This window comes from Streptomyces sp. NPDC050439 (assembly GCF_040655335.1).
Classification (GTDB): domain Bacteria; phylum Actinomycetota; class Actinomycetes; order Streptomycetales; family Streptomycetaceae; genus Streptomyces.
Genome location: NZ_JBFAJT010000005.1, coordinates 521683 through 547493 on the forward strand (window position 1 = coordinate 521683; position 25811 = coordinate 547493).

General features: G+C 71.4%; 16 protein-coding genes. 7 read left to right on the forward strand and 9 right to left on the reverse strand.

The window, feature by feature from the left end; translation table 11 throughout:
* Position 1: 1 nt before the first annotated feature.
* On the reverse strand, positions 2-2881 hold the full coding sequence (locus AB0I66_RS23455; protein WP_363209869.1) for a BTAD domain-containing putative transcriptional regulator: 2880 nt from the start codon (positions 2879-2881) through the stop codon (positions 2-4).
* A 146-nt stretch (positions 2882-3027) separates the two neighbouring features.
* On the opposite strand from AB0I66_RS23455, the gene AB0I66_RS23460 reads away from it, so the two are divergent.
* Entirely contained in the window at positions 3028-3372 is a 345-nt protein-coding gene (locus AB0I66_RS23460) for a hypothetical protein (RefSeq protein ID WP_363209870.1), read from the forward strand.
* A gap of 110 nt (positions 3373-3482) precedes the next feature.
* Positions 3483-3872, forward strand: a complete 390-nt coding sequence (locus AB0I66_RS23465) for a VOC family protein (RefSeq protein WP_363209871.1) — start codon at positions 3483-3485, stop codon at positions 3870-3872.
* 27 nt (positions 3873-3899) lie between these two features.
* Here the strand turns inward: AB0I66_RS23465 and AB0I66_RS23470 are convergent, their stop codons facing one another.
* The 5 genes from AB0I66_RS23470 to AB0I66_RS23490 all read right to left on the reverse strand — a co-directional run bounded on the left by AB0I66_RS23470 (position 3900) and on the right by AB0I66_RS23490 (position 14934).
* Positions 3900-5474 (reverse strand): ABC transporter substrate-binding protein, encoded by a 1575-nt coding sequence (locus AB0I66_RS23470; protein WP_363209872.1) that lies wholly within the window; start codon positions 5472-5474, stop codon positions 3900-3902.
* The gene (locus AB0I66_RS23475) at positions 5471-7672 is read right to left on the reverse strand and encodes an ATP-binding protein (RefSeq protein ID WP_363209873.1); all 2202 of its coding nucleotides are present in this window, start codon (positions 7670-7672) and stop codon (positions 5471-5473) included. The genes AB0I66_RS23470 and AB0I66_RS23475 overlap by 4 nt, the downstream gene beginning before the upstream one ends.
* Positions 7673-7802: 130 nt before the next feature.
* Positions 7803-11015: an NACHT domain-containing protein gene (locus AB0I66_RS23480; protein ID WP_363209874.1), complete on the reverse strand. Its 3213-nt coding sequence runs from the start codon at positions 11013-11015 to the stop codon at positions 7803-7805.
* 130 nt (positions 11016-11145) lie between these two features.
* A complete protein-coding gene (acnA, locus tag AB0I66_RS23485; protein ID WP_363209875.1) occupies positions 11146-13860 on the reverse strand; it encodes an aconitate hydratase AcnA in 2715 nt (904 codons plus the stop codon).
* A 156-nt stretch (positions 13861-14016) separates the two neighbouring features.
* Positions 14017-14934, reverse strand: a complete 918-nt coding sequence (locus AB0I66_RS23490; RefSeq protein WP_363209876.1) for a sigma-70 family RNA polymerase sigma factor — start codon at positions 14932-14934, stop codon at positions 14017-14019.
* Between the two features lie 84 nt (positions 14935-15018).
* Between AB0I66_RS23490 and AB0I66_RS23495 the strand changes: the two genes are divergently transcribed.
* Positions 15019-16128, forward strand: a complete 1110-nt coding sequence (locus AB0I66_RS23495; RefSeq protein ID WP_363209877.1) for an alkene reductase — start codon at positions 15019-15021, stop codon at positions 16126-16128.
* On the opposite strand, the gene AB0I66_RS23500 is transcribed toward AB0I66_RS23495, so the two are convergent.
* The gene (locus AB0I66_RS23500) at positions 16110-17117 is read right to left on the reverse strand and encodes a LacI family DNA-binding transcriptional regulator (protein ID WP_363209878.1); all 1008 of its coding nucleotides are present in this window, start codon (positions 17115-17117) and stop codon (positions 16110-16112) included. The genes AB0I66_RS23495 and AB0I66_RS23500 overlap by 19 nt on opposite strands.
* A gap of 175 nt (positions 17118-17292) precedes the next feature.
* On the opposite strand from AB0I66_RS23500, the gene AB0I66_RS23505 reads away from it, so the two are divergent.
* The 3 genes from AB0I66_RS23505 to AB0I66_RS23515 all read left to right on the forward strand — a co-directional run bounded on the left by AB0I66_RS23505 (position 17293) and on the right by AB0I66_RS23515 (position 22297).
* The gene (locus AB0I66_RS23505) at positions 17293-19167 is read left to right on the forward strand and encodes an amidohydrolase (RefSeq protein ID WP_363209879.1); all 1875 of its coding nucleotides are present in this window, start codon (positions 17293-17295) and stop codon (positions 19165-19167) included.
* Positions 19168-19309: 142 nt separating this feature from the next.
* Positions 19310-20839, forward strand: coding sequence for a UDP-N-acetylglucosamine 1-carboxyvinyltransferase (locus AB0I66_RS23510; RefSeq protein WP_363209880.1), 1530 nt, complete (start codon positions 19310-19312; stop codon positions 20837-20839).
* A gap of 93 nt (positions 20840-20932) precedes the next feature.
* Positions 20933-22297 carry a VCBS repeat-containing protein gene (locus AB0I66_RS23515; RefSeq protein WP_363209881.1) on the forward strand — a complete coding sequence of 455 codons (1365 nt, stop codon included), beginning with the start codon at positions 20933-20935 and terminating at the stop codon, positions 22295-22297.
* A 158-nt stretch (positions 22298-22455) separates the two neighbouring features.
* On the opposite strand, the gene AB0I66_RS23520 is transcribed toward AB0I66_RS23515, so the two are convergent.
* Both AB0I66_RS23520 and AB0I66_RS23525 read right to left on the reverse strand, forming a co-directional pair.
* Positions 22456-22854 (reverse strand): RidA family protein, encoded by a 399-nt coding sequence (locus tag AB0I66_RS23520; RefSeq protein WP_363209882.1) that lies wholly within the window; start codon positions 22852-22854, stop codon positions 22456-22458.
* A complete protein-coding gene (locus AB0I66_RS23525) occupies positions 22851-24065 on the reverse strand; it encodes an acyl-CoA dehydrogenase family protein (protein WP_363209883.1) in 1215 nt (404 codons plus the stop codon). Before AB0I66_RS23525 ends, AB0I66_RS23520 begins: the two co-directional genes overlap by 4 nt.
* Before the next feature lie 103 nt (positions 24066-24168).
* Between AB0I66_RS23525 and AB0I66_RS23530 the strand changes: the two genes are divergently transcribed.
* On the forward strand, positions 24169-25809 hold the full coding sequence (locus tag AB0I66_RS23530) for an AMP-binding protein (protein WP_363209884.1): 1641 nt from the start codon (positions 24169-24171) through the stop codon (positions 25807-25809).
* The last annotated feature ends 2 nt before the right edge of the window (positions 25810-25811 follow it).

Here is a 25811-nt window from a genome sequence, read left to right on the forward strand (position 1 = left end):
CTCACCGCGCCCCCGTCCCGCCCAGCGCCAGCCGCATGGGGTCGCGGGTCGCCTCTCCTTCCGCGAAGGCCGCCGCGTAGGCCCGCTCGCCCAGAGCGTCGCGCAGGCGGTGTTCGACCTCGGTGTGTACGTCGTGCACCGGACGCAGGCCCGCCAGCGCGACGCCCGTCGTCCTCAGGAGCCGGGCCGCCGCTCCCATCAGCCGGGCGGCGCGGCCGTGGTCTCCGGTGGCGGCCACCGCCCAGGACATGGCCTCGATGCCCCACACGGTTCCCCAGCGGTCGCCGATGGCCCGCTGCTTGCGCAGGGAGTCACGGAGCAGGCCCGTCGCGCGGTGCGCGTCACCGTGCCGGAACTCCGCGAGCCCCATGCCCCACAGTCCCCAGGAGTGGGCCCAGCCGGCGCCATGGGCCTCGGCCTCGGTCACGTACTCCCGTCCGGCCGCCAGGGCGGGCTCGCGCTCACCGAGGAAGGCCGTCGCCATGGCCCAGAGCATGGTGGCCATATGGGCGTCGCCCACCTGACCGCAGGACCGGAACCCTTCCCTGGCCCGTGCCAGGAGCGGGATGGACCGTGCGTCCCCGTGGATGAGGAAGGCGAAGACGCCTTCCATGTAGGCGAGCACACCCAGTGCCGCGTCGTCGGTGCTGTCCGCGCCGAGCCGCGCGGCATCGGCCAGGAAACGCCGGGCGGCCGACTGGTCCCCCTGGCACAGCGCGATCCAGGCGGTGAGCGTCAGGCAGCCGATCCGCAGCGGGGCGGGGGCCTGCGGGGCGAGGTCGAGGGCACGGGTCAGCCAGTGCCTGCCCTCTCCCAGTGAGCTGCTGAAGAACCAGTACCGCGTACGGGTGAGGCTGGCGGCGATGGCGAGGCCCGCCGTCGCGTCGCCCTTGCCCGTGACGCAGAAGTCCAGCGCCGCCCGGAGGTTCGGCGACTCCAGGCGCAGCCGGGACAGCCATGCGACCTCGTCGGGCCCGCACCATCTCGCCGCCGCCCGCGCGGTCATGTCCGCGTAGTACGCGCAGTGGCGGCGGCGCAGCTCGATGTCCCTGCCGAGCTCACGGAGCCTGTCCTGCCCGTACTGGCGGAGGGTCTCCAGCATGCGGTATCTCGCCCGGGGGCCGGTGGTGTCGACGGTGAGCAGCGACTTGTGCGCCAGGGCGGCGAGGACGTCCACGATGTCCTCGCGGGCGGTGTCCTCGCCCGGACACACCGCCTCGGCCGCCGCGAGGTCGAAGCCGCCCGCGAACACCGACACCCCCGCCCACAGGCTCCGTTCACGTGCGTCGCACAGGTCGTGGCTCCAGTCGACGACGCCACGAAGGGTGCGCTGGTGCCGGGGTCCCGAGGGCGCCCCACTGCTGCCGGAGAGCAGCCGGAACCGGTCGTCCAGGCGCTCCAGGATTTCCTGGGCCGAGAGCGTGCCGAGGCGTACCGCGGCCAGTTCGATCGCCAGTGGGATGCCGTCCAGACGACGGCACAGGCGGCCCACCGCCTCCTGGTTGCCCGCGGTGATCCGGAAGTGCGGGGCGCAGGCCTCGGCACGGTCGGCGAGGAGCCGTACGGCCTCGCTGCGCGTCAGCGCCGGTGGCGAGCCGCGGTCCTGGGGGACGGCCAGCGGCGGTACGGGCAGCAGATACTCCCCCGCCACCCGCAGTCCCTGGCGGCTCGTGGCCAGGACCCGCAGGCCCGGCGCCGAGCGCAGCAGCGTACCGACGAGGTGTCCTGCCGACTCGGCGACGTGCTCGCAGTTGTCGAGGACCAGCAGCAGCCGCCGCTCCCGGAGGTGCTCGACGAGCACCTCCGTGCCGTGCCGTGAGGACTGGTCGGGGATGCCGAGTGCCTCGGCGACCGCACGGTCCAGGAGCTGCGGCTCGGTGAGGGGTGCGAGGTCGGCGAGCCACGCGCCGTGCGGGAACGCCCAGGACGCCTCGGCTGCCGCGCGCAGCGCGAGGCGCGTCTTGCCGACTCCGCCGGGACCGGTGAGCGTGACGAGCCTGGCGCTTTCCAGCAGTTTCCGCGTGGTGCGGAGCATGCTCTCGCGGCCGATGAACGTCGTCGTCTCGGCGGGCAGATTCCCCTTGGCCCGTGGGCCGTCCGGCGCCGCGGGCCCGGTCAGGGACGGGTCGGCGGTGAGCACCCGCCGATGCAGTCGCGACAGCTCCGCACCCGGGTCGACGCCCAGCTCGTCGAGGAGCAGCGCGCTGACGGTGCGGTAGCACTCCAGGGCTTCGCCCTGCCGGCCCGAGCGGTAGAGGGCCAGCATGCGTTGTGCCCAGAAGCGCTCCTGCAAGGGGTGGGCGGCGGTGAGTTCACGCAGCCGCGGCAGCACGTCCGCGTGCCGCCCGAGCCGGAAATCGGCGTCGGTGCGGAACTCGAGGGCACCGAGGCGGCGTTCGTTGAGCGCGGGTGCGATCTCGCGGCGCAGCCGCTCCGACGGGACGTCCGAGAACGCCTCACCGCGCCAGAGCGCGAGCGCCTCGCCCAGGAGCGCCGAGGCGCGCTCCGCCGCCCGCGCCGCCGCCGCGGACCGGGCCCGGGTGACCAAGGCATCGAACCGGTGCAGGTCCACGGCCTCTTCGGGCACGTCGATGCGGTAGCCGTCCGCGCAGGTTCGGATCGGACCGCCGGACGGGCCGCCCAGGGTGCGGCGCAGCCGCAGGACGTAGTTGTGCAGGGCGTTGCGGGCGCCGTCCGGGGGGTCGTCCCACAGTCTGTCGATCAAGGTGTCGGTGGTGACGACCTTGTTGGCGTCCACCAGGAGCGCGGCCAGCAGGGCCCGCTGTTTGGCCGCGCGCATCGCCACGGGCCTGCCGTCGTACAGCACTTCGAGCGGCCCCAGAAGCCTGTACTCGAACTCCGCGATCCTCACCCCAGTCACGTTGCGTCATGATTCCAGCACGTGGAGTGAGTGTCGAGTGACCGTCGAGTGAGCGGCATGACAGGGCCGCCCGAAAGCATCACAGGTGTGCGGACGGCGGTGCGCTTCCCGTGCACCGCGCCGCGGATCAAGAAGGAGTTCCGCGTATGAACAAGCCTCGCCTCACCGGGCTCACGCTCAAGCTCGCGGCCATGGTGGCAGCGACGCTGCCGGTGTTCGCCGTCATGCCGGGAGCGGCGGCGGCGCCGCGGGAACCGGCGGTGACCGTCATGGCCCTCACGTGCACCACGGACACCGACGGCTACTGGGGTCACGCCCACTGCACCAACAACACCGGTGTCGTGATCGCCTTCCGCGTCAAGGTCGTCTGCGGGGAGTGGCCGGACGCCCGAGGTGACTGGAAGACCCTGAAGCCGGGCGCCTCCGACGTGTCGAGCGCGCGCTGCCTCGGCGGCACGGGCGTCGGCAGCGTGGGCTGGGAAGAGGGGTAACCACTCGACAGCGCGATGTCGCCGTGCCTAAGATCCACGGCGACATCGCGTGTCGGTCACCGGCTGGGTGAGGCATGGAGGTGTCGGGAGATGCCTTCTGGAGGCATTCCTTGTCGGTAGAACTGAATCACACCATCATCCACGCCCGGGACAACCGGGAGTCCGCCGAGTTCTTCGCGGACCTGCTGGGCCTTGAGATCGCCGCGGAGTGGGGACCGTTCATCGCGGTGCAGCTGAGCAACTCCGTCACGCTGGACTTCGCCACCGTCCCCGCGGACAAGATCACCCCGCAGCACTACGCGTTCCTGGTCTCCGAGTCGGAGTTCGAGGCCGCGTACGAGAAGATCGGCGCGCGCGGCATCGAGCACTGGGCCGATCCGCAGCAGAAGCTGCCGGGTGAGATCAACACCAATGACGGCGGCCGCGGCGTGTACTTCCTGGACCCGTCGCAGCACGCCATGGAGCTCATCACGGTGCCGTACGGCGGCTTCCCCGAGTAAGTGTCGGCCCGGCGCCGCAAGGCCCGTTCACGTCGGGCAGCTTTTCTCCTTGTCCCCTCGGTACGTCCGGTACAGCGGCAGCTTCTTCTTGTCGTCGGAGCGGGCCACCGAGGGGAACTCGATGATCGGCACGGGCTTGCAGACGGCCCACTGATCGTTCTCGCCCGGGCCGGTGAATCCGTAGGTGCCACCGGCCCCGACGAGGCAGCCGGTGCAGGTGCCGCCGCTGAGGGTCGACTGGGTGAGCGTGCTGTACATGTCCTTGGTGGAGGGCAGCCGATGCGCGGGCGTCTTCTTGCCGTCCTCGCTGATCTCGTCGTACGTCCGGTCGACGGCGGACACGAGGAGAGCGAAGCCGTCGTAGTACATGGCCGCGTACCCGTCCTCCAGGGCCTTGTCCCCCAACTTGTGTTCGTTGTCGATCGTGTTGAAGCGCGCCTGGAACGGCGAGAAACCCGAGGGCGCGCCACCGGGGTCGTTCGCCCAGTCGGGGTCGAAGGCCGAGGCGTCGACGATCGTCGCGTTGGCCCTGCGCAGACTGCGTGCCATGTCGGCGGAGGTGAGCGTCGGTTCGAGGCCGATGCCGATCTTGAGTATCCGCAGCTTGCCGCTGCGCGTGCAACCGCCCTCATTGGCAAGGCGGTTGATGAAGGCGGGCAGATCCTGGTCGCGTCCCGCGAAGAAGACCGTGTCCGCCTTGTCGCGGCAGATCCTCGCCACGGCGTCGGCGAAGCGCTGCGGGACCCCCTGGTCCTTGCCGGACGAACCGATGTAGTGGGAGTTGTGGTTCTTCAGGTCGTAGTCCTTGCCGAAGTGCCGCTCGAAGATCTGGCGCAGGTTCTTGGAGTAGACGTCGCCCTCGCGGCTGTCCCAGAGGAGCAGGCCCTTCTTCTTCTGCGGGTAGCGGTCGAGGTAGTGGGACAGGGCGGTGACGAACTGATCGTTGTTGGGCGACGTCTTGAAGAAGTACCTGAAGTTCATGGAGGCGGCGGTGATGACCGGGCCGACCGTGGGGATACCGCGTTCGGTGAGCTCGGCGACCGCCTCGCGGGTCTCCGTCGTGCTGCTCGGGATGCCGGTGACCCCGACCAGCGGGGCTTCGGTGTCCCGCGTCATCTCGGCGAGACGGTCGACGACGGGCTCCCATTCACTGAGGTGTTTGCCGTCCGGGGCGAAGAGCAGCTGATAGTGCGGCCCGCTGGCGCTGTTCGCCTGGAGCTGCGCCGCGTGGGCGCCCGCGAGGGCCCGCCGGATCATGTCGCCGGTCATCGCGCTGGAGGCATCGGAGGTGAAGGGCATCATCAGGGCGATGCGTACGTAGGGGATGCGGGCGCTGTCGCCCGGCGGGTTCTCCCAGTCCTGCTCGACGCGGTCGTTCTCGTCGGCCACGGCCTCCATGAGGCTCTCGGTCCTCTCGTCGGCGTCGAAGGCCTGGTCGGTGACCCCGATGCACTCCCCGGCGATCTCCTCCAGGCCGTCCCCGCACGGACCGGGGCGCGAGCCGCTCCAGGTGACCAGGCCGGCGACGAGGGCGGCGACCACCACCACGGCCACGAGCCATTCGAGGGGGCCCCACTCCTTGGGCGGGTGGTTGAACATCATGACCCCTCACTGGCGGGGACGGGCAGGATCTGCCGTTTGCGGGCGGCCACCGGCCAGTCGCGGGCGGCCCTGCCGAGGGCTGCGTACCAGGTGGGGTGGCGGCGGCAGAGGAACCCGAGTTCGTCGCCCACCGCCTGGCACAGGGTCTCGGCGTCCGGGTCGATCGCCGCGTCGGCGTACGGCTCGGACAGGTACCACAGGGCGTGCAGGAGGCGGTTGATGCTGCGGCCCGCCTCGTCGAGGTGGGTGTAGCGGGCCGCGTGCTCACCGAGGGCGATCTCCACCCGGTGGTCGGTCCAACCGCCTTGTTCTTCGGGGGAGTTCGCGTCCGTCCCGGTTCGCCTGACCGGCGGTGTCGGGGCGGTGGCGCAGTGCCGAAGGCAGAACAGCCAGTGCTGGACGCTCTGCTCCGCCTCCTCCGCGCCGAACTCGTCCGCCAGCATCTCCACCACCTGTGCCGCGTTCCCGGTGGCCAGGCTGTGCCGCAGCGCGTCCGCTTCCCCGGAGTCCTCGGTGTCGGAGCGCTGCACGTGGTGCACATGCAGGAAGCGGTGGATCTCGTACCAGCTGTGCGGGTCGTCGGAGGGGGGCGAGGTGCGGCGCGCCTCGTGGACGAGGAGCGACTGCAGGAGCCGGCTCTCGACCAGCGGCGCGTCGACGGGCACGGACTGCTGCCACTGCCGCTCCACCAGATACTGCGCCGCCGCGTTGGCGGGCAGTTGCTCGGGCCCGTCGAGACGCAGGTCCTCGGCGAGTGCCTCCGCGGTCGCGTTGTCCCGTGCCAGGCACAGCACGAGGAGCCGGTCACGCTGGCGCCGGTCGGGCAGCAGGTCCTCCAGGAGCACCTGGGTGACGGGACGCCCCTGCGGGGTGGGCAGGTCGAGCAGATCCTTGGGGGCCACCGCGCGGTTCTGCCTGGCCGCGTGCACCACGGCGTCGCACAGCACGGTGCTGGCCGCCGGGTGCCCTCCGGTCAGCGAGTGCAGCGCCGACGCCAGGTGCGGGTGGAGCAGCCGTACGGACGCACGGTCGAGCATCGACAGGACGTCGTCCCTGCTCAGCGGGGTGAGCGGCACGACGAGCAGTCCGGCGGACGGATCGTGTCCGGCGCGCTGCCAGATGGCGGCCGCCTGCTTGCGCCGGGCGGCGCCGCCCGCTGCGGGCAGCAGGTCGCTCAGTTCGCGGCGCACCGCCTGCGGCGCGTCCTCGTGCGGCAGTTCCCCGAGGCGGGTGGCGACGACGGTGATCCGGTCGCGGTGGGACCGCTGCACGTTGGCGCGGTGCTTGAGGAGCAGGTTCAGGAAGCGCTGCCCGGCGGGGGCGTGGGCCTCGTCGATGAGGATGAGTGGCCAGGGTTCGCGGTTCATGTGCCGCACCAGGCCGTACGCGGCGGCCACTTCTTCGAGGAAGGCGGCCATGAGGGTCTTCTCGACGTCGCCGCGGTAGTCGCCGCCCGCGTGGAAGCGCCGGCCGATCTCCAGGAGGGCGTCGGGCGTCCCGGTGGCGTCGTCCGGTGGGGTGTGCCGCCGCCCGTACCAGCTCCGGGCCGTGCCGAGCCCGCGCAGGGAATGGAGTTCACGCAGGATCGCCGCGGTGACCGGCAGCGAACCGTCGTCGTCCGCCACCTCCACGCCGACGTCGGCCGCGCTCTTCGCCTCGGCGACGGAGGCCCCGACCCGGTCCGACCACTGCCGCGCCACGTCCCGCTCGCCCCCGGCGATGAGGCCGCACGCGATCAGGAGCCGGGCGTGCCGGGCGCACACGGCGTCCCGCCCGTCCGCGTCCTCCAGGGACCAGCCGGAGACCGCGAACAGGCCGGGCAGCAGGACGGGGAACAGGCCGGTCCCGGGCGCCAGCGCGCACGCGATCCGCTCAAGCACCTGCACGAAGTCGGCGGCGGGCGCGGCAGGCACCTCCCCGTCCTGCGCGGGGACGACGGGCACGGCGGCGGGAGTCCCCGGCACCACGGCCCGCACATGGGCCAGCGGGAGCCGCTTGTGGTAGTGCCGCGCGAGGCCGTCAAGGACGGCACTGCGGCCGAGTCCGTGCTGCCCGGTGAGCAGCACGACGGGCACATCGTCCCCGAACTCCCGTTTCCTGCGCGCCCGTTCGTCGTACGCCAGACCCGTGAGTGACGGGATGAGTGAGCCCACCAGTGGATCGCGACCGTACAGCAGTGGCGTTTGCGGCTTGCCCATCCGACGACTTCCTGCTTCCCCCTGGGAGCCTTCGGCCACCACCGGGGCGAGGCTCAGCGCTCCCCCGGTGACCAGCCGCTGACTGTTGCTCCAACTCCCCTCGGAACAGTGGAACTTACCCCCCTTTCGTTCAGGGCTGCGGGTAAATCTCCAGATCCACCCGGTCCGGTAGATTCACCGCCGCCCGTACCTCACCCGGGTACGCGAGCCTGACCCGCCGCAGCCCGGACAGTCCTGCCAGGTGCGAGAGATCGATGTCGGAGCCCTGGGTGAGATGGATTTCCACCAGTCCCGGCAGCCGCCGGGCGATGCGCCGCAACGACACGGGCGCACCCGGTTTGGCGTACACGTAGAGATGCGTGACCTGCGAGACCTGCGCCCTGGGATCGAAGAGCAGCGTGCTCAGCTGCTCCGGGGAGAGGGTCAGCGTGCGCAGCTCGGGCAGGCGGGCGAGCAGGGCGCCCCAGCCGTCCGGCAGCAGACGCTCGCCCGCTTCGTGCAGGCGCAGCTCCTGAAGTGCCTGGAAGTTGCTGATCTGCGTCAGCTCGACCGTGCCCATCGGCAGCGCGAGGACGCGCAGGTCGTTGAGGCGGGCCAGGTCGTCGAGGCCGCGCCAGGGCACCTGCAGCCCCAGGTGCAGGGCGCTGAGCCGCGGGCATTCCGCGAGCTTGGACAGCGGCTCGAACTGCGGGAGGTCCTCCAGGACGAGGGTGTGCAGCTGGGGCAGCCGGGTGAGCGGCGCGGGCTCCCTGAGGTTGCGGCAGCCCTGGAGGGTGAGGCTCTCCAGGGCGGGGAAGTCCGCGAGCAGGCCGGCGTCCTGTAGTTGGAGCGCGCCACGCAGCCGGAGCTCGCGAAGGCGCCGCGGGTCGAGCGCCGCGCGTACGGCCTCGGGGGCGAAGTCACCGTGGATGCCGACGCGTTCGCAGCCGGGCAGCGTCGCGAGGGCGTCGAGCTCGGCACTCGACCGTACGGTGACGGGCTGCGAGGGGTCCGCGGTGAGGAGCGGCCGGAGGATTTCGTCGGCGTACACGCCGGTCTCGAACCGGTCCCAGTGGCCGAGGAGCTGGGCCCGTACGACGGGCTGGCGGGTGTCGAGGAACTCCCGCAGGCGCGGGATGGCGGCGTCCCCGCCGATCTGGCAGATCGCGTGGACGGTGGCGAGCTCTTCGTCGCCGTCCAGGTCGCGCGCCCTGGGCAGCAGGCCGAGCAGCAGCGGCCCCGTGCGCGCGAGGACCCTGGCCTGGCGCAGGCTGCGCGGCGGGACCATGCGCGCCGCCTCGGTCTCGATGGTCCGCCGCACGTCGGGGTCGAGACGGGTGGCCTGTTCGAGCGAGGCGAGGGCGAGCAGCCGCAGCCTGGCCTGGACCGTCGAGTCCTTCTCGCGGTGGGCGCGATCGCTGAGCCGGATGAGCAGATCGGCGCGTCCCTTGTGATCGCTGTGCGCGACGGCCATCTGCACCACGTCCTCCCACTCGTCCGCATGGGCGTTCTTCACCAGGATGCCGAAGTCCCGCTCTTCGAGCACCGCTTTGGCCCCGAGATAATCCTGAAAGGTGCGGTGGATGAAGTCGACGGCGCCCGAAGCGGGTTCACGGAGTACGCCGGTGCGCTCGATGAGGTACTGAAGTGCGTCCTCGGGCGCTCCCATGTCCGCCAGGCTCGGCACCTGGGGCTGGAGCCTGCGGACCAGGTCCAGGGCGTCCGGGCGCTCGATCTGGGTGCGTTCGTTGCGGATCAGCCAGTACGCGAAGCGCTTGAGGGGTTCGGAGGCGGCCTCCTCGCTGAGCGTGGTGTCCGTGTCGCCGATCCTGGGCCGCAGCCCGCGTTCCTTGTCGCGCCGTTCGAGCAGCATGGACAGGGCGGCCTTGTAGAGGGCGGCCCGCCCCTCGGGCAGGAAGCCGTGGCGTTCCTCGTGCAGGGCGCACATCAGGCTGCACATGAGGGGATTGGTGGCGAGCCTGCTCAGTTCCGGCCGGGTGCGCAAGGACTCGATCAGTTTCTCGCCCGTCCCTCCGCGGGCCTTGGTCGCCGTGTGCCATCGCTGGATGAAGCGTCGCAGGTCGTCGGGGCGCAGCGCGTTCAGGGTGAACTCGTGGAAACCCTCGCGCTCCAGCCAGCCGGGGGCGAGCGCGGAGGGGCGGGTGGTGGCGAGCCACAGGTTGCCGGAGAAGGCGGCGAGGAGCCGGCGCAGCCACTCCCGGGTGCGCGCGCGGTCGGCCTTGGGGATCTCGTCGAGGCCGTCGATGAGCAGGAGCCCGCGGCCGTTCTGCAGGAGGCGCGCCGTCCAGCCGTCCGGTTCGGTGCCCACGAGCGGGCAGCCCGTCCGGCGCAGGAAGTCCTCGGGCAGGGGCAGTTCGGTGCCTTCGCGGACCAGGGTGCGCAGCGGCAGGACGAACGGGACGCGACCCAGGAGCTGGGGCAGATGCCCCGGCACGGTGTCCTGCCGCGCGGTGGTCAGGGCCAGCCACTGGACGAGCGTCGTCTTGCCGGTGCCGGCGACCCCCTGGAGCAGTACGCGCCGGTGCCCGACGAGGACGGACTCGACGCTCTCTTCGAGCACGGCCGCCCTTCCCTCGGTGTCCAGGTCGGGTTCGTCGTCCGCGGCGGCCGTCGCGACCGCCCGCAGGCTCAGGTAGGCGCTCTCCAGGGGCCACACCTTGCGGTCGGTCTTGCGCAGATCGACGCCGTAGAGGGTGAGGTTGCCGTGCTCCTTGATGACGTAGTCGGCGTATTTCTCCTCGAAGCGCGCGTCCGCCGTCGTCCAGTCGTCGCCCGAGACGCGGCGCAGGATGACCTCCAGCTGCTCGCTCTGGCGGCGCAGTTCGTGGAACTCCTCGAGCTGGGCGCGGGCCGCGAATCCGGGCCGCTGGGTGAAGAACCGCACGAGGTGCACGCAGGCCGTGCGCAGGAGCACGTCGTGGAAGAGCGCCGCGTCGCGGGTGAGCAGCCTGCGCGTCTCGGTCCCGGCCTCGCGGGACAGTTCGGCGGCGAGCCCTTCGGGCCCGAGCTTGAAGACCCCCACGTCGTCCATGTCGAGCTCGCCGAGGGCGAAGAGGGTCCGGGTCAGGGCCTGGCCGACGGCGTCGTGCTCGTCGTCCGCGATCGGCCGCTCGTGCGGCCCCGCCGACCGCACCGCGCGGCGCACCAGCTCCTGGGCGAGCCGGTGCATGTCGTCCTTGCTGAGCGAGGGATGGTCCCCGGCGAAGGACAGCAACCCCTTGATGCGTACGGGCCGTTCGGAGTACTCGGCTCCCGGCGCCTTGGGCGGCGGCAGCAACAGCCGCTTCAGTAACGGCACCACGACCGAGGACGCCACCTTGATGCCCACTGCTCCAGCGTCCACAGAATCCCCCGTCGCCGCCGCGCGCTCTTGCCCTACAAAGGGTAGGGCCCGCACCCCCCGGTGAGGGGGATGCGGGCCCAACTGACCTACGGCAACGCCTGGTTGCGGCGGTGTCTGCTTCCGGCTGTGTCTACTTCCGGATGAGCGAACGCAGCACGTACTGCATGATGCCGCCGTTGCGGTAGTAGTCCGCCTCGCCGGGGGTGTCGATGCGGACGACCGCGTCGAACTCCACGCCCGTGTCGGTGGTGACCTTGACGGTGCGCGGCGTGCGGCCCTCGTTCAGCTCGGTCACGCCGGTGAAGGAGAAGGACTCCTCGCCGGTGAGGCCGAGGGTCTCGGCGGACTGACCCTCCGGGAACTGGAGCGGCAGGACGCCCATGCCGATGAGGTTCGAGCGGTGGATGCGCTCGTACGACTCGGCGATGACGGCCTTGACGCCGAGGAGCGCGGTGCCCTTGGCGGCCCAGTCACGGGACGAACCGGAGCCGTACTCCTTGCCCGCGAGGATCGCGAGCGGGGTGCCGGCCGCCTGGTAGTTCTGCGAGGCGTCGTAGATGAAGGAGACGGGGCCGTCCTCCTTCGTGAAGTCACGCGTGAAGCCGCCCTCGGTGCCCGGCGCGATCTGGTTGCGCAGGCGGATGTTGGCGAACGTGCCGCGGATCATGACCTCGTGGTTGCCTCGGCGCGAGCCGTAGGAGTTGAAGTCGCGACGCTCGACGCCGTGCTCCGTGAGGTACTTGCCGGCCGGGGTGTCGGCCTTGATCGCACCGGCCGGGGAGATGTGGTCGGTGGTGACCGAGTCGCCCAGCTTGGCCAGGACGCGGGCGCCCGTGATGTCGGAGACCGGGGTGGTCTCCATCGTCATGCCCTCGAAGTAAGGGGGCTTACGGACGTAGGTCGACTGCGGGTCCCACTCGAAGGTGTTGCCGGTCGGGATGGAGAGGGCCTGCCACTGGGCGTCGCCCGCGAAGACGTCCTGGTAGGACTTGTTGAACATGTCCTCGCCGATGGAGTTGGCGACGACGTCGTTCACCTCGGCCTCGGAGGGCCAGATGTCCTTCAGGTAGACGGGGTTGCCGTCCTGGTCGGCGCCGAGCGCGTCCCTGGTGATGTCCACCTTCATCGAACCCGCGATGGCGTACGCGACGACCAGCGGCGGCGACGCCAGGTAGTTCATCTTGACGTCGGGGTTGATGCGGCCCTCGAAGTTCCGGTTGCCGGAGAGGACGGACGTCACGGCCAGGTCGGCGTCGTTGACCGCCTTGGAGACCTCCTCGGGCAGCGGGCCCGAGTTGCCGATGCAGGTGGTGCAGCCGTAGCCGACGAGGTTGAAGCCGACCTTGTCGAGGTAGGGGGTGAGCCCCGCCTTGTCGAAGTAGTCGGTGACGACCTTGGAGCCCGGGGCGAGGGTGGTCTTGACCCACGGCTTGCGGGTCAGGCCCTTCTCGACGGCCTTCTTCGCGACGAGCGCGGCGGCGACCATCACGTACGGGTTCGAGGTGTTGGTGCAGGAGGTGATCGCGGCGACGGTGACGGCGCCGTGGTCGATCTCGTACGTCGAGCCGTCGGGGGCGGTGACCGTGGTCGGCTTCGACGGGACGCCGTTGCTGGTGGCCGGGGCGTCCGACGCCGGGAAGGACTCCTTGCCGGCCTCCTCGTCGTCCGTGACGTAGTTGCGCACGTCCTGGGCGAACTGCTGCGAGGCGTTGGCGAGGACGATGCGGTCCTGCGGGCGCTTCGGTCCGGCGATCGAGGGGACGACCGTGGAGAGGTCGAGCTCCAGCTTCTCGGAGAAGTCGGGCTCGGCGGCCGGGTCGAGCCAGAGGCCCTGCTCCTTGGCGTACGCCTCGACGAGCGCGACCTGCTGCTCGTCGCGGCCGGTCAGGCGCAGGTACTTCAGCGTCTCGTCGTCGATCGGGAAGATCGCGGCGGTGGAGCCGAACTCCGGCGACATGTTGCCGATGGTGGCGCGGTTGGCGAGGCTCGTGGCCGCCACACCCTCGCCGTAGAACTCGACGAACTTGCCGACGACGCCGTGCTTGCGCAGCATCTCGGTGATCGTGAGGACCAGGTCGGTGGCGGTGGTGCCGGCGGGCAGCTCACCGGTCAGCTTGAAGCCGACGACGCGCGGGATGAGCATGGAGACCGGCTGGCCGAGCATCGCGGCCTCGGCCTCGATGCCGCCGACGCCCCAGCCGAGCACGCCGAGGCCGTTGACCATCGTGGTGTGCGAGTCGGTGCCGACCAGGGTGTCGGGGTAGGCCTGGCCGTTACGGACCATGACCGTACGGGCCAGCTTCTCGATGTTGACCTGGTGGACGATGCCGGTGCCCGGGGGGACGACCTTGAAGTCGTCGAAGGCGGTCTGGCCCCAGCGCAGGAACTGGTAGCGCTCCTTGTTGCGGCCGTACTCCAGCTCGACGTTCTGGCCGAAGGCGTCCGGCGTGCCGAACTTGTCGGCGATCACGGAGTGGTCGATGACCAGCTCGGCCGGGGAGAGCGGGTTGACCTTGTCCGCGTCGCCGCCGAGCTCCTTGACGGCCTCACGCATGGTGGCGAGGTCGACGACACAGGGCACGCCGGTGAAGTCCTGCATGATCACGCGGGCCGGCGTGAACTGGATCTCCTGCGAGGGCTGGGCCTGGGAGTCCCAGCCGCCGATCGCGCGGATGTGGTCGGCGGTGATGTTCGCGCCGTCCTCGGTGCGGAGCAGGTTCTCCAGCAGCACCTTCAGGCTGTAAGGGAGGCGCGCTGAGCCCTCTACCTTGTCCAGCTTGAAGATCTCGTACGACTCGTCGCCCACGCGCAGCGTGCTGCGGGCGTCGAAGCTGTTCGCCGACACGACAGTCTCCTTCATATATGTGCGCGTTGAATCACATCCTGCCGCCACGACTCCTCGTCGATCCGCTAAGGTAAGGCTTAGTTAGGTAACCCTTACCGAGTGGCGGCTTCTGGTGCGCCTCGGCAGATATCTCGATGTCGAGATAACTCTAGTACATCACCCGCGCGTACGACGAGGCGCGCCCGCCTGCCCGCATGCCGAAGGGAGCACGGAGAACTCCAGCGCACGCAGCCGAACCGGATCCGCGACCACCTCGTACGCGGCGATCCGGTCGTCGTCGACCCTGATCAGCAGGGCCAGGACCAGCCGTCCGTACGGAGCCACGACCAGGCCCACCGAGCCGTCGACGAGCGCGAGCTCCGCGAAGCGGGCGTTGCGCCGCAGAAGCACGGTCTCCTCGGCCACGGCCCGTGCGCCGCGCAGCACCGCGGTGAGGTCGGCGGTGCGCACCACGTCGGGGGCCAGGACGGTGAGCAGCTCCTCCAGGTCGCCGCTGCGGGCCGCCGCGAGGAACGCCTCGACGACGCGCCGGTCCCCCGCGAGCCCGGGTGCGGCAAGGGCTTCGGGCGGGGCCTGCACCTTGTGGCGCGCGCGGCTCGCGAGCTTCTTGGCGGCGACGGGGGTGCGCTCCACGATCGGGGCGATCTGCGTGAACGGCACGGCGAACAGGTCGTGCAGCACGAAGGCGACCCGTTCGGCGGGCCCCAGTGTGTCGAGGACCACGAGCAGCGCGCGGCCCACCGAGTCGGCGAGGAGCACTTCCTCCTCCGGGTCCCCGCCGTCGCCGGGCTCCGGAATCCGGTCGGGCAGGTGCTCGCCCGCCGGTTGCTCGTGGCGTGCGGCGGCCGACCTGAGCATGTCCAGACAGAGGCGGGAGACGACCGTACGGAGCCAGCCGGTGAGGTTCTCGATCTCGGGGGCGTCGGCGTCGGCCTCGGTGCGGCTGAGTCGCAGCCAGGCCTCCTGCACGGCGTCATCGGCGTCGCTGAGCGAGCCGAGCATGCGGTAGGCGATCCCGCGCAGATGGCCGCGGTGCGCCTCGAAGCGGTCCGCGAGGATCTCCTGCCGGTCCATCGGTCACCTTTCCCCGTAGTACGCCGTCACCTTCGTGTCCCCGACGCCCAAGCCGCCGTGACAGTAACGCCACGAAGGAGAACCATGACCGCCACCCTGCCCACCGCCCTCGGCCAACCGCTCCTGCACGGCATGGACCTGGGCGAGCTCCGGCTGCCCAACCGCGTGGTGATGGCCCCGCTCACCCGGGCCCGCGCCGACAACCCCGGCCTCGTCCCCACCGCACTGCACGCCGCCTACTACGGGCAGCGGGCCGGCGCCGGGCTCATCGTCACCGAGGGCACCTGGGTCAGCGAACGCGCCGTCGGGTTCGTCAACGTTCCCGGCGTCCACAGCGCGGCCCAGGTCGCGGGATGGCGCCGGGTCACCGATGTCGTCCACGCCCTCGGCGGCCGTATCGTGCAGCAGCTCTGGCACACCGGGGCCGCCTCGCACCCCGACCACCTCGGCGGTGAACTGCCCGCGGGGCCTTCGGCGATCGACCCGCGCGCCAAGACCTTCACCTCCGGCGGGTTCAAGGAGACGCTCACGCCGCGCGCGATGACCGCGGGCGACATCGAGGAGACCGTGGAGGAGTTCCGCCTGGCCGCGGCCAACGCGCGGCGTGCCGGATTCGACGGCGTCGAGATCAACGCCCTCGGCGCGTTCCTCTTCGCCCAGTTCCTCAACCCGCGCCTCAACCATCGCGACGACGCCTACGGCGGTGACCGCGCCGGACGACGCAAGCTGCTGCTGGACGTCGTGGACGCGGTCGCCTCCGAGTGGGAGGGGCGGCGGGTGGGCGTGCGCCTTTCGCCGTACATGGCGGCGACCGAGCTCTTCGTCGTCGACGAGGAGCTGCTCGGTGACTTCGACGATCTGGTGACGGCGCTGAACGACCACCCGCTGGCCTATCTCCACCTGCGCGGTCCCGACCTCGCGGCGCCCGGGGAGACCCCCGACCCCGAGGCGTTCGCGCGCTACCGCAAGCGGTTCGACGGGCCGCTGATCGCGAACAACGGCTTCGACGGGGACTCCGCGAACGCGCTCGTCGGCGCGGGAGGCGCGGACGCCGTGGCCTTCGGAACGCACTTCGTCGCCAACCCCGACCTGGTGAGCCGGTTCGCCCTGGGCCGCGAACTGGCCGCCGGTGACCCCACCACCTACTACCAGGGCGGCGCACAGGGGTACGCCGACTATCCGGCCGCGGGCTGAGCGCGCGAGGAGTCACGCACCAGGAGGCCCGCCGGTACGACGACGGGGCCGGGCGCCGGCCCGGCGGCGCCCTCGATCAGGTCGACGAGGAGGCCGACCGCGGCGCGCGCCGTCCGCTCCGGGTCGAGGGTCACCGTGGTCACGGGCGGGAGTGTCACCGCATACCCGGGGTCCTCGCTCGCGCACACCAGCCGCAGCTCGTCCGGGACCCGCAGTCCGAGGCGGGCCGCGGCGGCCAGGAGCTGACGGCCGCCCGGGTCGTACGCCGCGTAGACGGCGTCGGCACGGTCCGGGCCGCGCAACAGCGCGTCGAACGCGCGCCCCTGGCCGTCCGTCTCGTCGAAGGGCACGACCAGCGGATCGGCGCCGTGCTCCGCGCACCATCCGGCGTAGGCGGCCGTCACGGCGCGCGCGTAGTGCTCGTCGCCGTGGCCGGACTGCAGGGCGACGCGGCGGGCGCCGGCCGCGGCGAGGTGGTCGAGCACCTCGCGGGTGGTGGCGTCGTGGTCGTTGTCGACCCAGTGGTCGCCGGGGCGCGGGTCGCCGGGGGCGCCGTCGAAGACGAGCGGGATGCCGCGGGCGCGCAGCGCGTGCACCATCGGGTCGCCGCGCGGGCTGTCCACGATCAGCATGCCGTCGACGGCGAGGCTGTGCCACGTGCCGTCGGCGGCACGGTCGGCGGGCAGCGTGGTGAGGGCGTAGCCGCGCGCGTGGGCGGCGGAGGTGGCCGCGGTGACGGCGCGCGAGAAGTAGGCGACTTCCGTGTAGTTCCAGGCGGTGGGGAACGTGGTCACGGCGATGCCGAGCGTCCGTGTGCGTGGGGCGGTGCGGCGGGTTCCGTAGCCGAGGGCGGTGGCGGTCTCCCGCACCCTGCGGCGGGTGGCGGCGCCGAGGCGGCCCGTGCCGTTCAGGGCGTGCGAGACCGTCGCGGTCGATACCTCCGCCGCACGGGCTATGTCGGTGAGGGTGGGCCCTGGCACGGCGGTCATCCTACGGATTCCCTGTGCCGGGGGGCAGTGTCTCCACGGAATCCGTTGTGGGAAGCGGCTTTTGGTTAACGCGTTACTCGCGGAGTGTGCCGGGTGCGGGTCGACGGTTCGTCCGTGCCGCCGCTCGGCGGCGGATCTTTCCCGCCCACTCATCCGGTCACCCCGAGGAGCCCCGATGCCGTCTGCGCACATCCCTCGCCGTACCCTCCTCACCGCCGCCGGCGCCACCGGCATCGTCGCCCTCGCCGGGGTGCCGGAGGCCGCCGCATCGCCTCGCAGGTCCGCCGCGCTCGTGGTGCACAACGCCCGTGTGTTCAGCGGCACTCGGGGGCACGCACCCGCTCAGGCCGTCGCCGTCGGCCGGGACGGGAAGATCCTCGCCGTCGGGCGCGACGCCGCCCTCAAGCGGTTCATCGGACGGGACACCGAGGTCGTCGACGGGCGTGGCGGCACCCTCATGAGCGGCATCCACGACGGGCACGCCCACCCGATGGGCGCCGCCGACCGTTCACTGAAGCCGTCCTTGGCGGGGGCAGAGCAGACCGTCGAGGAGCTGCGCAAGACGCTCACCGGGTTCCTGAAGGACTCGGGCGACCAGGAACCCGATGGCTGGCTCGTCGTGGAGGACTGGAATCCGGTGGGCTTGCTGCCGCACGGAACCGCGCCGCACCACTCGATGCTCGACGCCCTGCCGACCCGGCGGCCCGTGGCCCTGATCGGCGGCGACGGGCACAACCTCTGGGTCAACCAGCGCGGCCTGGACATCGCGAAGATCACCGCCACCACTCCCGACCCGGCCGGCGGCAAGATCGTCAAGGGCGCGGACGGCAAGCCGAGCGGTGTGCTCAAGGACGACGCGCAGCCCTTGGTGACCCGGCACATCCCCGAGCCGGATCGCGAGCAGCTCGTGGCCGCCGCCGCGAAGATCTTCGCCGAGGCCGCCGCGTCGGGGATCACCACCTTCATGGAAGCGGTCGTCGGCAAGGGCGAGCTGAGCGTCTATCAGGCGCTCGCCGAACGCGGCGCTCTGCCCCAGCGCGTCGTGCCCGCGCTGCGGATCGACTCGGACCTGGCCAAGGACCCGACGGCGGCCCTGGAGTACGCGCGCGGACTGCGCGGTGACTTCGCCGGCGTACGGGGGCTTCGCTTCGGCACCGTCAAGGTGTTCCTCGACGGGGTCATCGAGTACCCGGCGCAGACCGCGGCGCTCCTGAAGCCCTATCTCGACAAGGACGGCAGGCCCACCGACCACCGCGGGGACCTGTACGTGTCGGCGGCGGACTACGGCCGCCTCACCGCCGCCTTCAACGAGGACGGCTGGCAGATGCACGCGCACGCCATCGGCGACCGCGCCGTGCGCACCTCCCTCGACGGGTACGCGTACGCCCTGCGCGCGACCGGGGCGCGCGGCCTGCGCAACACCACCGCTCACCTCCAACTCGTCGACCCCGCCGACCTGCCCCGCTTCGCGCGCCTCGGCGTCATCCCCTGCATGCAGCTCCAGTGGGCCACCCGCAACACCTGGACCATGGACGCCCTGCTGCCCTACATCGGTGCCGGGCGGCACCGTTGGCAGTACCCGGCGGGCAGCCTGGAGCGGCACGGGGCGCGGCTCGCCGGTGGCTCGGACTGGCCCGTCGATCCGCTCCAGGTGTGGAACCAGGTGCGTACCGCCGTCGACCGGTTCGGGGCCGAGGGCGAGGGCGCCCTGTACCGCGAGAAGGAGGGCCTCAGCCGCTCGTCCGCCCTGCTCATGCACACCCTCGGCACGGCGCGACAGCTCCGTATGGACCATCTGACGGGGTCGGTGGAAACGGGAAAGTCGGCCGATCTGGTGCTGCTCGACCGCGATGTGACGCGGTGTCCGGTGGCCGATATCAGCTCCTCCGAAGTGCGTCTGACGTTGACCGGAGGCACAGTGGTGCATGACGCCGACTCGTCGGCCGGGCGCGCCGCCGCCGCCCGGGTGACGCGCGCGGCGGCCGGTCCGAGGCTCACGGCGCAGGCCGCGGTGCACGGTGGGCGGCACGCCTCGTGCGGATGCGGCTGACCTGGCACGGGCATGTGGCGTACGCGAACGACGTACGGGAACTTCCGTATCGAATCGGTTGTTTCCCGCACCGAATCGGTCGTTTCCCGGATGGCCTACCCCAGCGCGTGCGTCATCTCATATCTGAGATAACCTGCGGAACATGGCAGACGATTACCTCGTACGTATCGGCAAGCTCATCCGCGACGCCCGTCAGCACAGGGGCTGGACGCAGTCGCAGCTCGCCGAGGCGCTCAGCACAAGTCAGAGCGCCGTGAACCGCATCGAGCGGGGCAACCAGAACATCAGCCTTGAGATGATCGCCCGTATCGGCGAGGCTCTCGACAGTGAAATCGTTTCGCTCGGGTACGCGGGGCCCATGCATCTGCGCGTGGTCGGCAACCGCCGGCTCTCCGGGTCGATCGACGTCAAGACGAGCAAGAACGCCTGCGTGGCGCTGCTCTGTGCCTCCCTGCTCAACAAGGGACGCACGGTGCTGCGCCGCGTGGCGCGCATCGAGGAGGTCTACCGCCTCCTGGAGGTCCTCGGCTCGATCGGCGTCCGTACCCGCTGGATCAACGACGGGGTCGACCTGGAGATCGTGCCGCCGGCCAAGATCGACATGGACGCGATCGACGCGGAGGCCGCGATCCGGACCCGCTCGATCATCATGTTCCTGGGTCCGCTGCTGCACCGCATGGACCGCTTCAAGCTGCCGTACGCGGGCGGTTGCGACCTCGGCACCCGCACGATCGAGCCGCACATGATCGCGCTGCGCCGCTTCGGTCTCGACATCGCCGCGACCGAGGGGCTCTACCACGCGGAGGTCGCCCGGGACGTCGTCCCGGACCGCCCGATCGTGCTGACCGAGCGCGGCGACACCGTGACCGAGAACGCCCTGCTCGCCGCGGCGCGCAGCGACTGCACGACCGTCATCCGCAACGCCTCGTCGAACTACATGGTCCAGGACCTGTGCTTCTTCCTGGAGGCGCTCGGCGTCAAGGTCGAGGGCATCGGCACGACGACCCTCACGGTGCACGGCGTGCCGGACATCGACGTCGACGTGGACTACTCGCCGTCCGAGGACCCGGTCGAGGCGATGAGCCTGCTCGCCGCGGCGGTCGTCACGGAGTCCGAACTGACCGTGAAGCGCGTCCCGATCGAGTTCCTGGAGATCGAGCTCGCGGTCCTGGAGGAGATGGGGCTCGACCACGACCGCACGGCGGAGTACTTCGCCGACAACGGCCGTACGCGCCTGATCGACCTCACCGTCCGGCCCTCCAAACTGGAGGCGCCGATCGACAAGATCCACCCGATGCCGTTCCCCGGCCTGAACATCGACAACGTCCCCTTTTTCGCGGCCATCGCGGCGGCGGCGCAGGGCAAGACGCTGATCCACGACTGGGTCTACGACAACCGGGCGATCTACCTCACGGACCTGAACCGCCTCGGTGGCCGCCTCCAACTCCTGGACCCGCACCGGGTGTTGGTGGAGGGCCCGACCCGCTGGCGCGCCGCCGAGATGATGTGCCCGCCCGCGCTGCGGCCCGCCGTGGTCGTGCTGCTCGCGATGATGGCGGCCGAGGGCACGTCCGTCCTGCGCAACGTGTACGTGATCAACCGTGGTTACGAGGAGCTGGCCGAGCGGCTCAACTCCGTGGGCGCGCAGATCGAGACGTTCCGGGACATCTAGAGCGGTCCGGGTGGCCGCGTCTCCCGCTACGACTGGGCAACGATCGCCGGTGGTCACTGGAGACGTGTGAGGGCGCGGTGTTGGGGTGGGTGCATGAGAGATCGCACCCCCGCCCCCGGCACCCGCGCCCTCGTCGCGTTCGCGTGCTGTGCCTCGCTGGCCCTGCTCACGGCGGGGTGCGGCGGACAGGGCGGTGACGGCGAGAAGCCGCCGTCCGGGGACGGCGGCAATCCCGTGTCGACCCCGACGGCTTCCCGCCCGGTGCCCTCCGACGGCAAGGGTTCCAAGGACCCGGACGACATCAACGGGGACGGGCACCGCGACCTGCTCGTCGCCGTGCCCTCCCGCAGCAAGGACAAGGTCGGACAGACCGGCGTCGTCTTCGGCTCCGCGAAGGGGCTCGATCCCTCGACCCACGCCGTGTACGACTACGTCCCCGGCAGCGTCACCACCGCCGATCTGGACGGTGACGGCTATCCCGACTTCGTCTCCACCGAACAGTCCGATGAACAGCAGCTGCCGACGGTGGACTGGGGAGGCCCGACCGGACCGAAGGCCAAGGAGGCGACCCGCATCCAGATACCGGCCGACACTCCGAACGAGGGTCTGTCCCGGCCGGTGCGCGGCGACTTCGACGGAGACGGACACCACGACATCGCGGCGGTCCGCCAAGACGGGGCCGTGACCCTGCTGTACGGCCCGTTCACCCGCTCCGGCGCTCCAACCCGCACCGAAATGCGGCCCGGCAAGGGCAGTTGGCTGGCCGCCGACGACATCGCGCCGTCGGGCGAGCCGCGCGCGACCGGTCTCCTCGTCCACGAGGGCGACGACGGCGAGCAGACGGGCGCGGTCCTCTACCCGGCGCGCGACGGGAGCGGCCTCTCCCGCACCTCCGTCCAGCTCCGCGTGGGGAACGCGGTGGCGTGGGGTGACTACGACGGTGACGGCGTCCGCGATGTGGCCATCGGCGACAACGGAAGCCGCAACAACGAGCCGGACGCCTCGGTCGAGGGGCCGGAGGTGGTCGCCTCGCTCGCGGTCTACCCGGGCAAGGGCGGGGACCCTATCACGTACAAGATCCCGAAGAGCCGCGAGAACTCCTACTACGGGCCCGGTGATTACACCTCCGCGGACCCGGACGGCGACGGCAAGGACGGTGTCCTCGTCTCCACGGACGACGGCGCGCTCCTGATCGACGGCGAAAGGCGTACGAAGGTGCTCCGGGAAGGGCCCGCCCGGGTGAAGGGCAAGAAGACCCCGGCACGGTCGCTGCAGGCGCGCCCGTACGCCGCCGCCGACTTCGACGCCGACGGCAAGGAGGAGCTGATTTTGGGCTGGGGCAAGAGCTCGCTCTTCGGTCTGTACGGCGAAGAGCCGACGCACTGGTGGATCACGGCCGGCACCACGGCCCGGGACAAGACCGCGTTCGCCACGATGTCGTTCGCGGGGCGCAGCTGAGAAGCAGGTACGCGCCCCGTCAGGGGCGCGGGGAACTGCGCGACAAGCCCCCACCGGCCCGCACGCGCATCACCACACCCACCCGGCAGACGCCTGGGCGCCCCTTCAGGGGCGCGGGGAACTGCGCGACAAGCCCCCACCGGCCCGCGCCATGCGGATCAGTCGATGACCGCCACCCCGTCCAGTTCCACCAGGCACTCCTCGTCCCAGAGGCGGACCGTGCCGATCACCGCCATGGCGGGATAGTCGCGGCCCGCCAACCTCCGCCAGATGCCGCCCAGTTGGGCCGCCTGGGCGCGGTAGTCCGCGACGTCCGTGGCGTAGACGGTGACGCGGGCGAGGTCGGCCGGGGTGCCGCCCGCGTGGTGCAGGGCGGTGAGGAGGTTGGTGAGCGCGCGCTCGAACTGCTCGGGCAGGGTGGTGCCGGTGACCTTGCCGTCTCCGTCGAGCGCGGTCTGGCCCGCGAGGAAGACGAGGCGACCGCCGGTGACGGTGACGGCGTGCGAGAAGCCGGTGGGCGGGGAGAGTTCGGCGGGGTTGACGCGTTCGAGGCTCATGCGGTGGGCTCCTCGGGGGTGGCGGGCCGGGACGTGGGGTGAACGGCGGACTGCTGAGCTGCGTATAACTCCTTGGCGATGATGGTTCGTTGGACCTCACTGGCACCTTCGTAGATGCGCGGCGCCCGCACCTCCCGGTAGAGGTGCTCCAGCAAGTGCCCCCGCTGCAAGGCGCGCGCGCCGTGCAGTTGGACCGCCGCGTCCACGACGTACTGCGCCGTCTCCGTGGCAAGGAGCTTGGCCATCGCGGCGCGTCGGGCGATGTCCGGTTCGCCGCGGTCGTACGCGGCGGCTGCCGCGTGCACCATGAGGCGGGCCGCCTCGGTCCGGGTGGCCATCTCCGCGACCTGGTGGGCCACCGCCTGGAGATCCTTCAACTTGCCCCCGAACGCGTCGCGTTCAGCGGTGTGCGCGAGCGTCGCGTCCAGAGCGGCGGCCGCCATGCCGACCGCGAAGGCGCCGACGCTGGGGCGGAAGCGGTTGAGGGTGGTCATGGCGACACGGAAGCCGCGGTCGGGTTCGCCGAGCACGTCCTCGCCGGTGACGGTCACGCCGTCGAAGGCGAGGGCGCCGATCGGGTGCGGGGAGAGCATGTCCAGGGGCGTGCCGGTGAGGCCCGCGCGGTCGGCGGGCACGAGGAAGGCGGTGACGCCACGGGCGCCGGCGCCGGGGGTCGTACGGGCGAAGACGGTGTAGAAGTCGGCTTCGGGGGCGTTCGAGATCCAGCACTTCTCGCCGGTGAGCCGCCAGGCGGACGGCCCGTCCGGTGCGGCGCTCAGCGCGAGCGCGGCGGCGTCCGAGCCCGCCCCGGGCTCGGAGAGCGCGAAGGCGGCGATCGCACGCCCCGCACGGGCGGGCGCGAGCCACTGTTCGCGCTGACGCGCGGAGCCGAACGCGGCCACGGGGTGCGCGCCGAGCCCCTGCAGGGCGAGCGCGGTCTCGGCCTCCGTGCAGGCGTAGGCGAGGGACTCGCGCAGGAGGCAGAGCCCCAGGGCGCCCGATGTGGCGTGCGGCGCGCGGGATGCGGGACCGGCCCCCTCCCCCGCGAACAGCCGGTCAAGGAGTCCCAGTTCCCCCAGCGCCTCCACAAGCGGCCGGTTCACGCGCCCCGGCTCACCCTTTTCCGCCAGCGGGCGCAACCGCTCCTCCGCGAGGGTACGCAGCTCCGCACACCAGGCCGTTTGTTCCGGATTGAGCGAGAATGCCGTCATGCCGGGCCCCTCCTCTATCGCGCACCGTTGACTGTCGTCACCAACACGATACGCTCGTTGCGCGAGCTCACCACAAGCCCGAACGGCAAGGGGGCGACCCACTGTGGACGCCAAGAGTGCACTCCGACTCCACCCATCGGCCCACGTGGACACCTTCGCCCGGGATCATCTCCCGCCGCCGGAGCAGTGGCCCGCGTTCGTCCACGACCGGCCCGAGCTGCACTACCCCGATCGCCTCAACTGCGGCGCCGAACTCCTGGACCACACGGTGGAGCGGTTCGGCGGCGACCGGCCCGCGTTCCGCTCGGGCTCCGGCGACGTGTGGACGTACGACGAGCTGCGGCGCCACGTCGACCGGATCGCGCACGTCCTGACCGGCGAGCTCGACGTACGGCCCGGCCAGCGCGTCCTGCTGCGCGGCCCCACCACCCCCTGGCTCGCGGCCTGCTGGCTCGCGGTGATGAAGGCGGGCGCGGTCGCGGTCACCGTCCTGGCCCAGCAGCGCCCGAACGAACTGGCCACGATCTGCGAGATCGCCGAGGTCCGCCACGCCCTCTGCGACGCCCGCGCCGTGGACGACCTGGTCAAGGCCGGGATTCCCGGGCTCGGCGTCACCACCTTCGGCGGGGAGGGGGACGACGACCTGACGGCGCGTGCCGCCCGGCAGCCGGAGGTCTACGAACCCGTCGCCACGTCCGCCGACGACGTCGCCCTCATCGCCTTCACGTCCGGCACAACCGGCCGCCCCAAGGGCTGCATGCACTTTCACCGTGACGTGCTCGCCATCGCCGACACCTTCGCGCGCCATGTGCTGAAGCCGGGCCCCGACGACGTGTTCGCGGGCAGCCCGCCGCTGGGATTCACCTTCGGGCTCGGCGGCCTCGTCATCTTCCCGCTGCGGGTCGGCGCCTCCTCCCTGCTGCTGGAACAGTCGGGGCCCAGGCAGCTGCTGCCCGCGATAGCCGAGCACGGCGTGACGGTGCTGTTCACGGCGCCGACCGCCTACCGCGCGATGCTCGACGAGCTGGGCAAGCCGGACGCCCCGGACGTCTCCACCCTGCGGCGGTGCGTCTCCGCGGGCGAGAACCTGCCCGCCGCCACCTGGCAGGCCTGGCACGAGCGCACCGGGCACCGCATCATCAACGGCATCGGCGCCACGGAGCTCCTGCACATCTTCATCTCCGCCGCCGACGAGGCGATCCGCCCCGGCACCACGGGCCGCCCCGTCCCGGGCTGGCACGCGCGCGTGGTCGACGACTCGGGTGCCCCGGTGCCGGACGGCGAGCCCGGTCTGCTCGCCGTGCGCGGCCCTGTCGGCTGCCGCTATCTGGGCGACGAGCGACAGCTTCAGTACGTACGCCACGGCTGGAACGTCACCGGGGACACCTACGTCCGCGACGCCGACGGCTACTTCACCTACGTGGCCCGCGCGGACGACATGATCATCTCGGCCGGGTACAACATCGCGGGCCCCGAGGTCGAGGAGGCGCTCATGCGCCACCCCGACGTCTTGGAGACCGCCGTCGTGGGCCTCCCCGACGAGCTGCGCGGACAGAAGGTCGTCGCCTACGTCGTCGTGCGCGCGGGCGCCGACCGGGACCCGGACCGGCTGCGCGAGTTCGTGAAGGGCGAGCTCGTGCCGTACAAGTGCCCGCGCGAGATCGTCTACCTGGACGCGCTGCCACGCACCGCGACAGGCAAGCTGCAACGGTTCCGGCTGCGGGAGCCCGGGACCGTAGAGTGATC

Bases quoted from the DNA above. Each gene is read 5' to 3' on its own strand.
- AB0I66_RS23525 (WP_363209883.1), bottom strand. From the start codon at position 24,065: ATGACGGCATTCTCGCTCAATCCGGAACAAACGGCCTGGTGTGCGGAG.
- AB0I66_RS23520 (WP_363209882.1), bottom strand. From the start codon at position 22,854: ATGAGCCTCGAACGCGTCAACCCCGCCGAACTCTCCCCGCCCACCGGC.
- AB0I66_RS23515 (WP_363209881.1), top strand. From the start codon at position 20,933: ATGAGAGATCGCACCCCCGCCCCCGGCACCCGCGCCCTCGTCGCGTTC.
- AB0I66_RS23490 (WP_363209876.1), bottom strand. From the start codon at position 14,934: ATGGACCGGCAGGAGATCCTCGCGGACCGCTTCGAGGCGCACCGCGGC.
- AB0I66_RS23475 (WP_363209873.1), bottom strand. From the start codon at position 7,672: ATGGGCAAGCCGCAAACGCCACTGCTGTACGGTCGCGATCCACTGGTG.
- AB0I66_RS23460 (WP_363209870.1), top strand. From the start codon at position 3,028: ATGAACAAGCCTCGCCTCACCGGGCTCACGCTCAAGCTCGCGGCCATG.
- AB0I66_RS23495 (WP_363209877.1), top strand. From the start codon at position 15,019: ATGACCGCCACCCTGCCCACCGCCCTCGGCCAACCGCTCCTGCACGGC.
- AB0I66_RS23470 (WP_363209872.1), bottom strand. From the start codon at position 5,474: ATGATGTTCAACCACCCGCCCAAGGAGTGGGGCCCCCTCGAATGGCTC.
- AB0I66_RS23510 (WP_363209880.1), top strand. From the start codon at position 19,310: ATGGCAGACGATTACCTCGTACGTATCGGCAAGCTCATCCGCGACGCC.
- AB0I66_RS23505 (WP_363209879.1), top strand. From the start codon at position 17,293: ATGCCGTCTGCGCACATCCCTCGCCGTACCCTCCTCACCGCCGCCGGC.
- AB0I66_RS23500 (WP_363209878.1), bottom strand. From the start codon at position 17,117: ATGACCGCCGTGCCAGGGCCCACCCTCACCGACATAGCCCGTGCGGCG.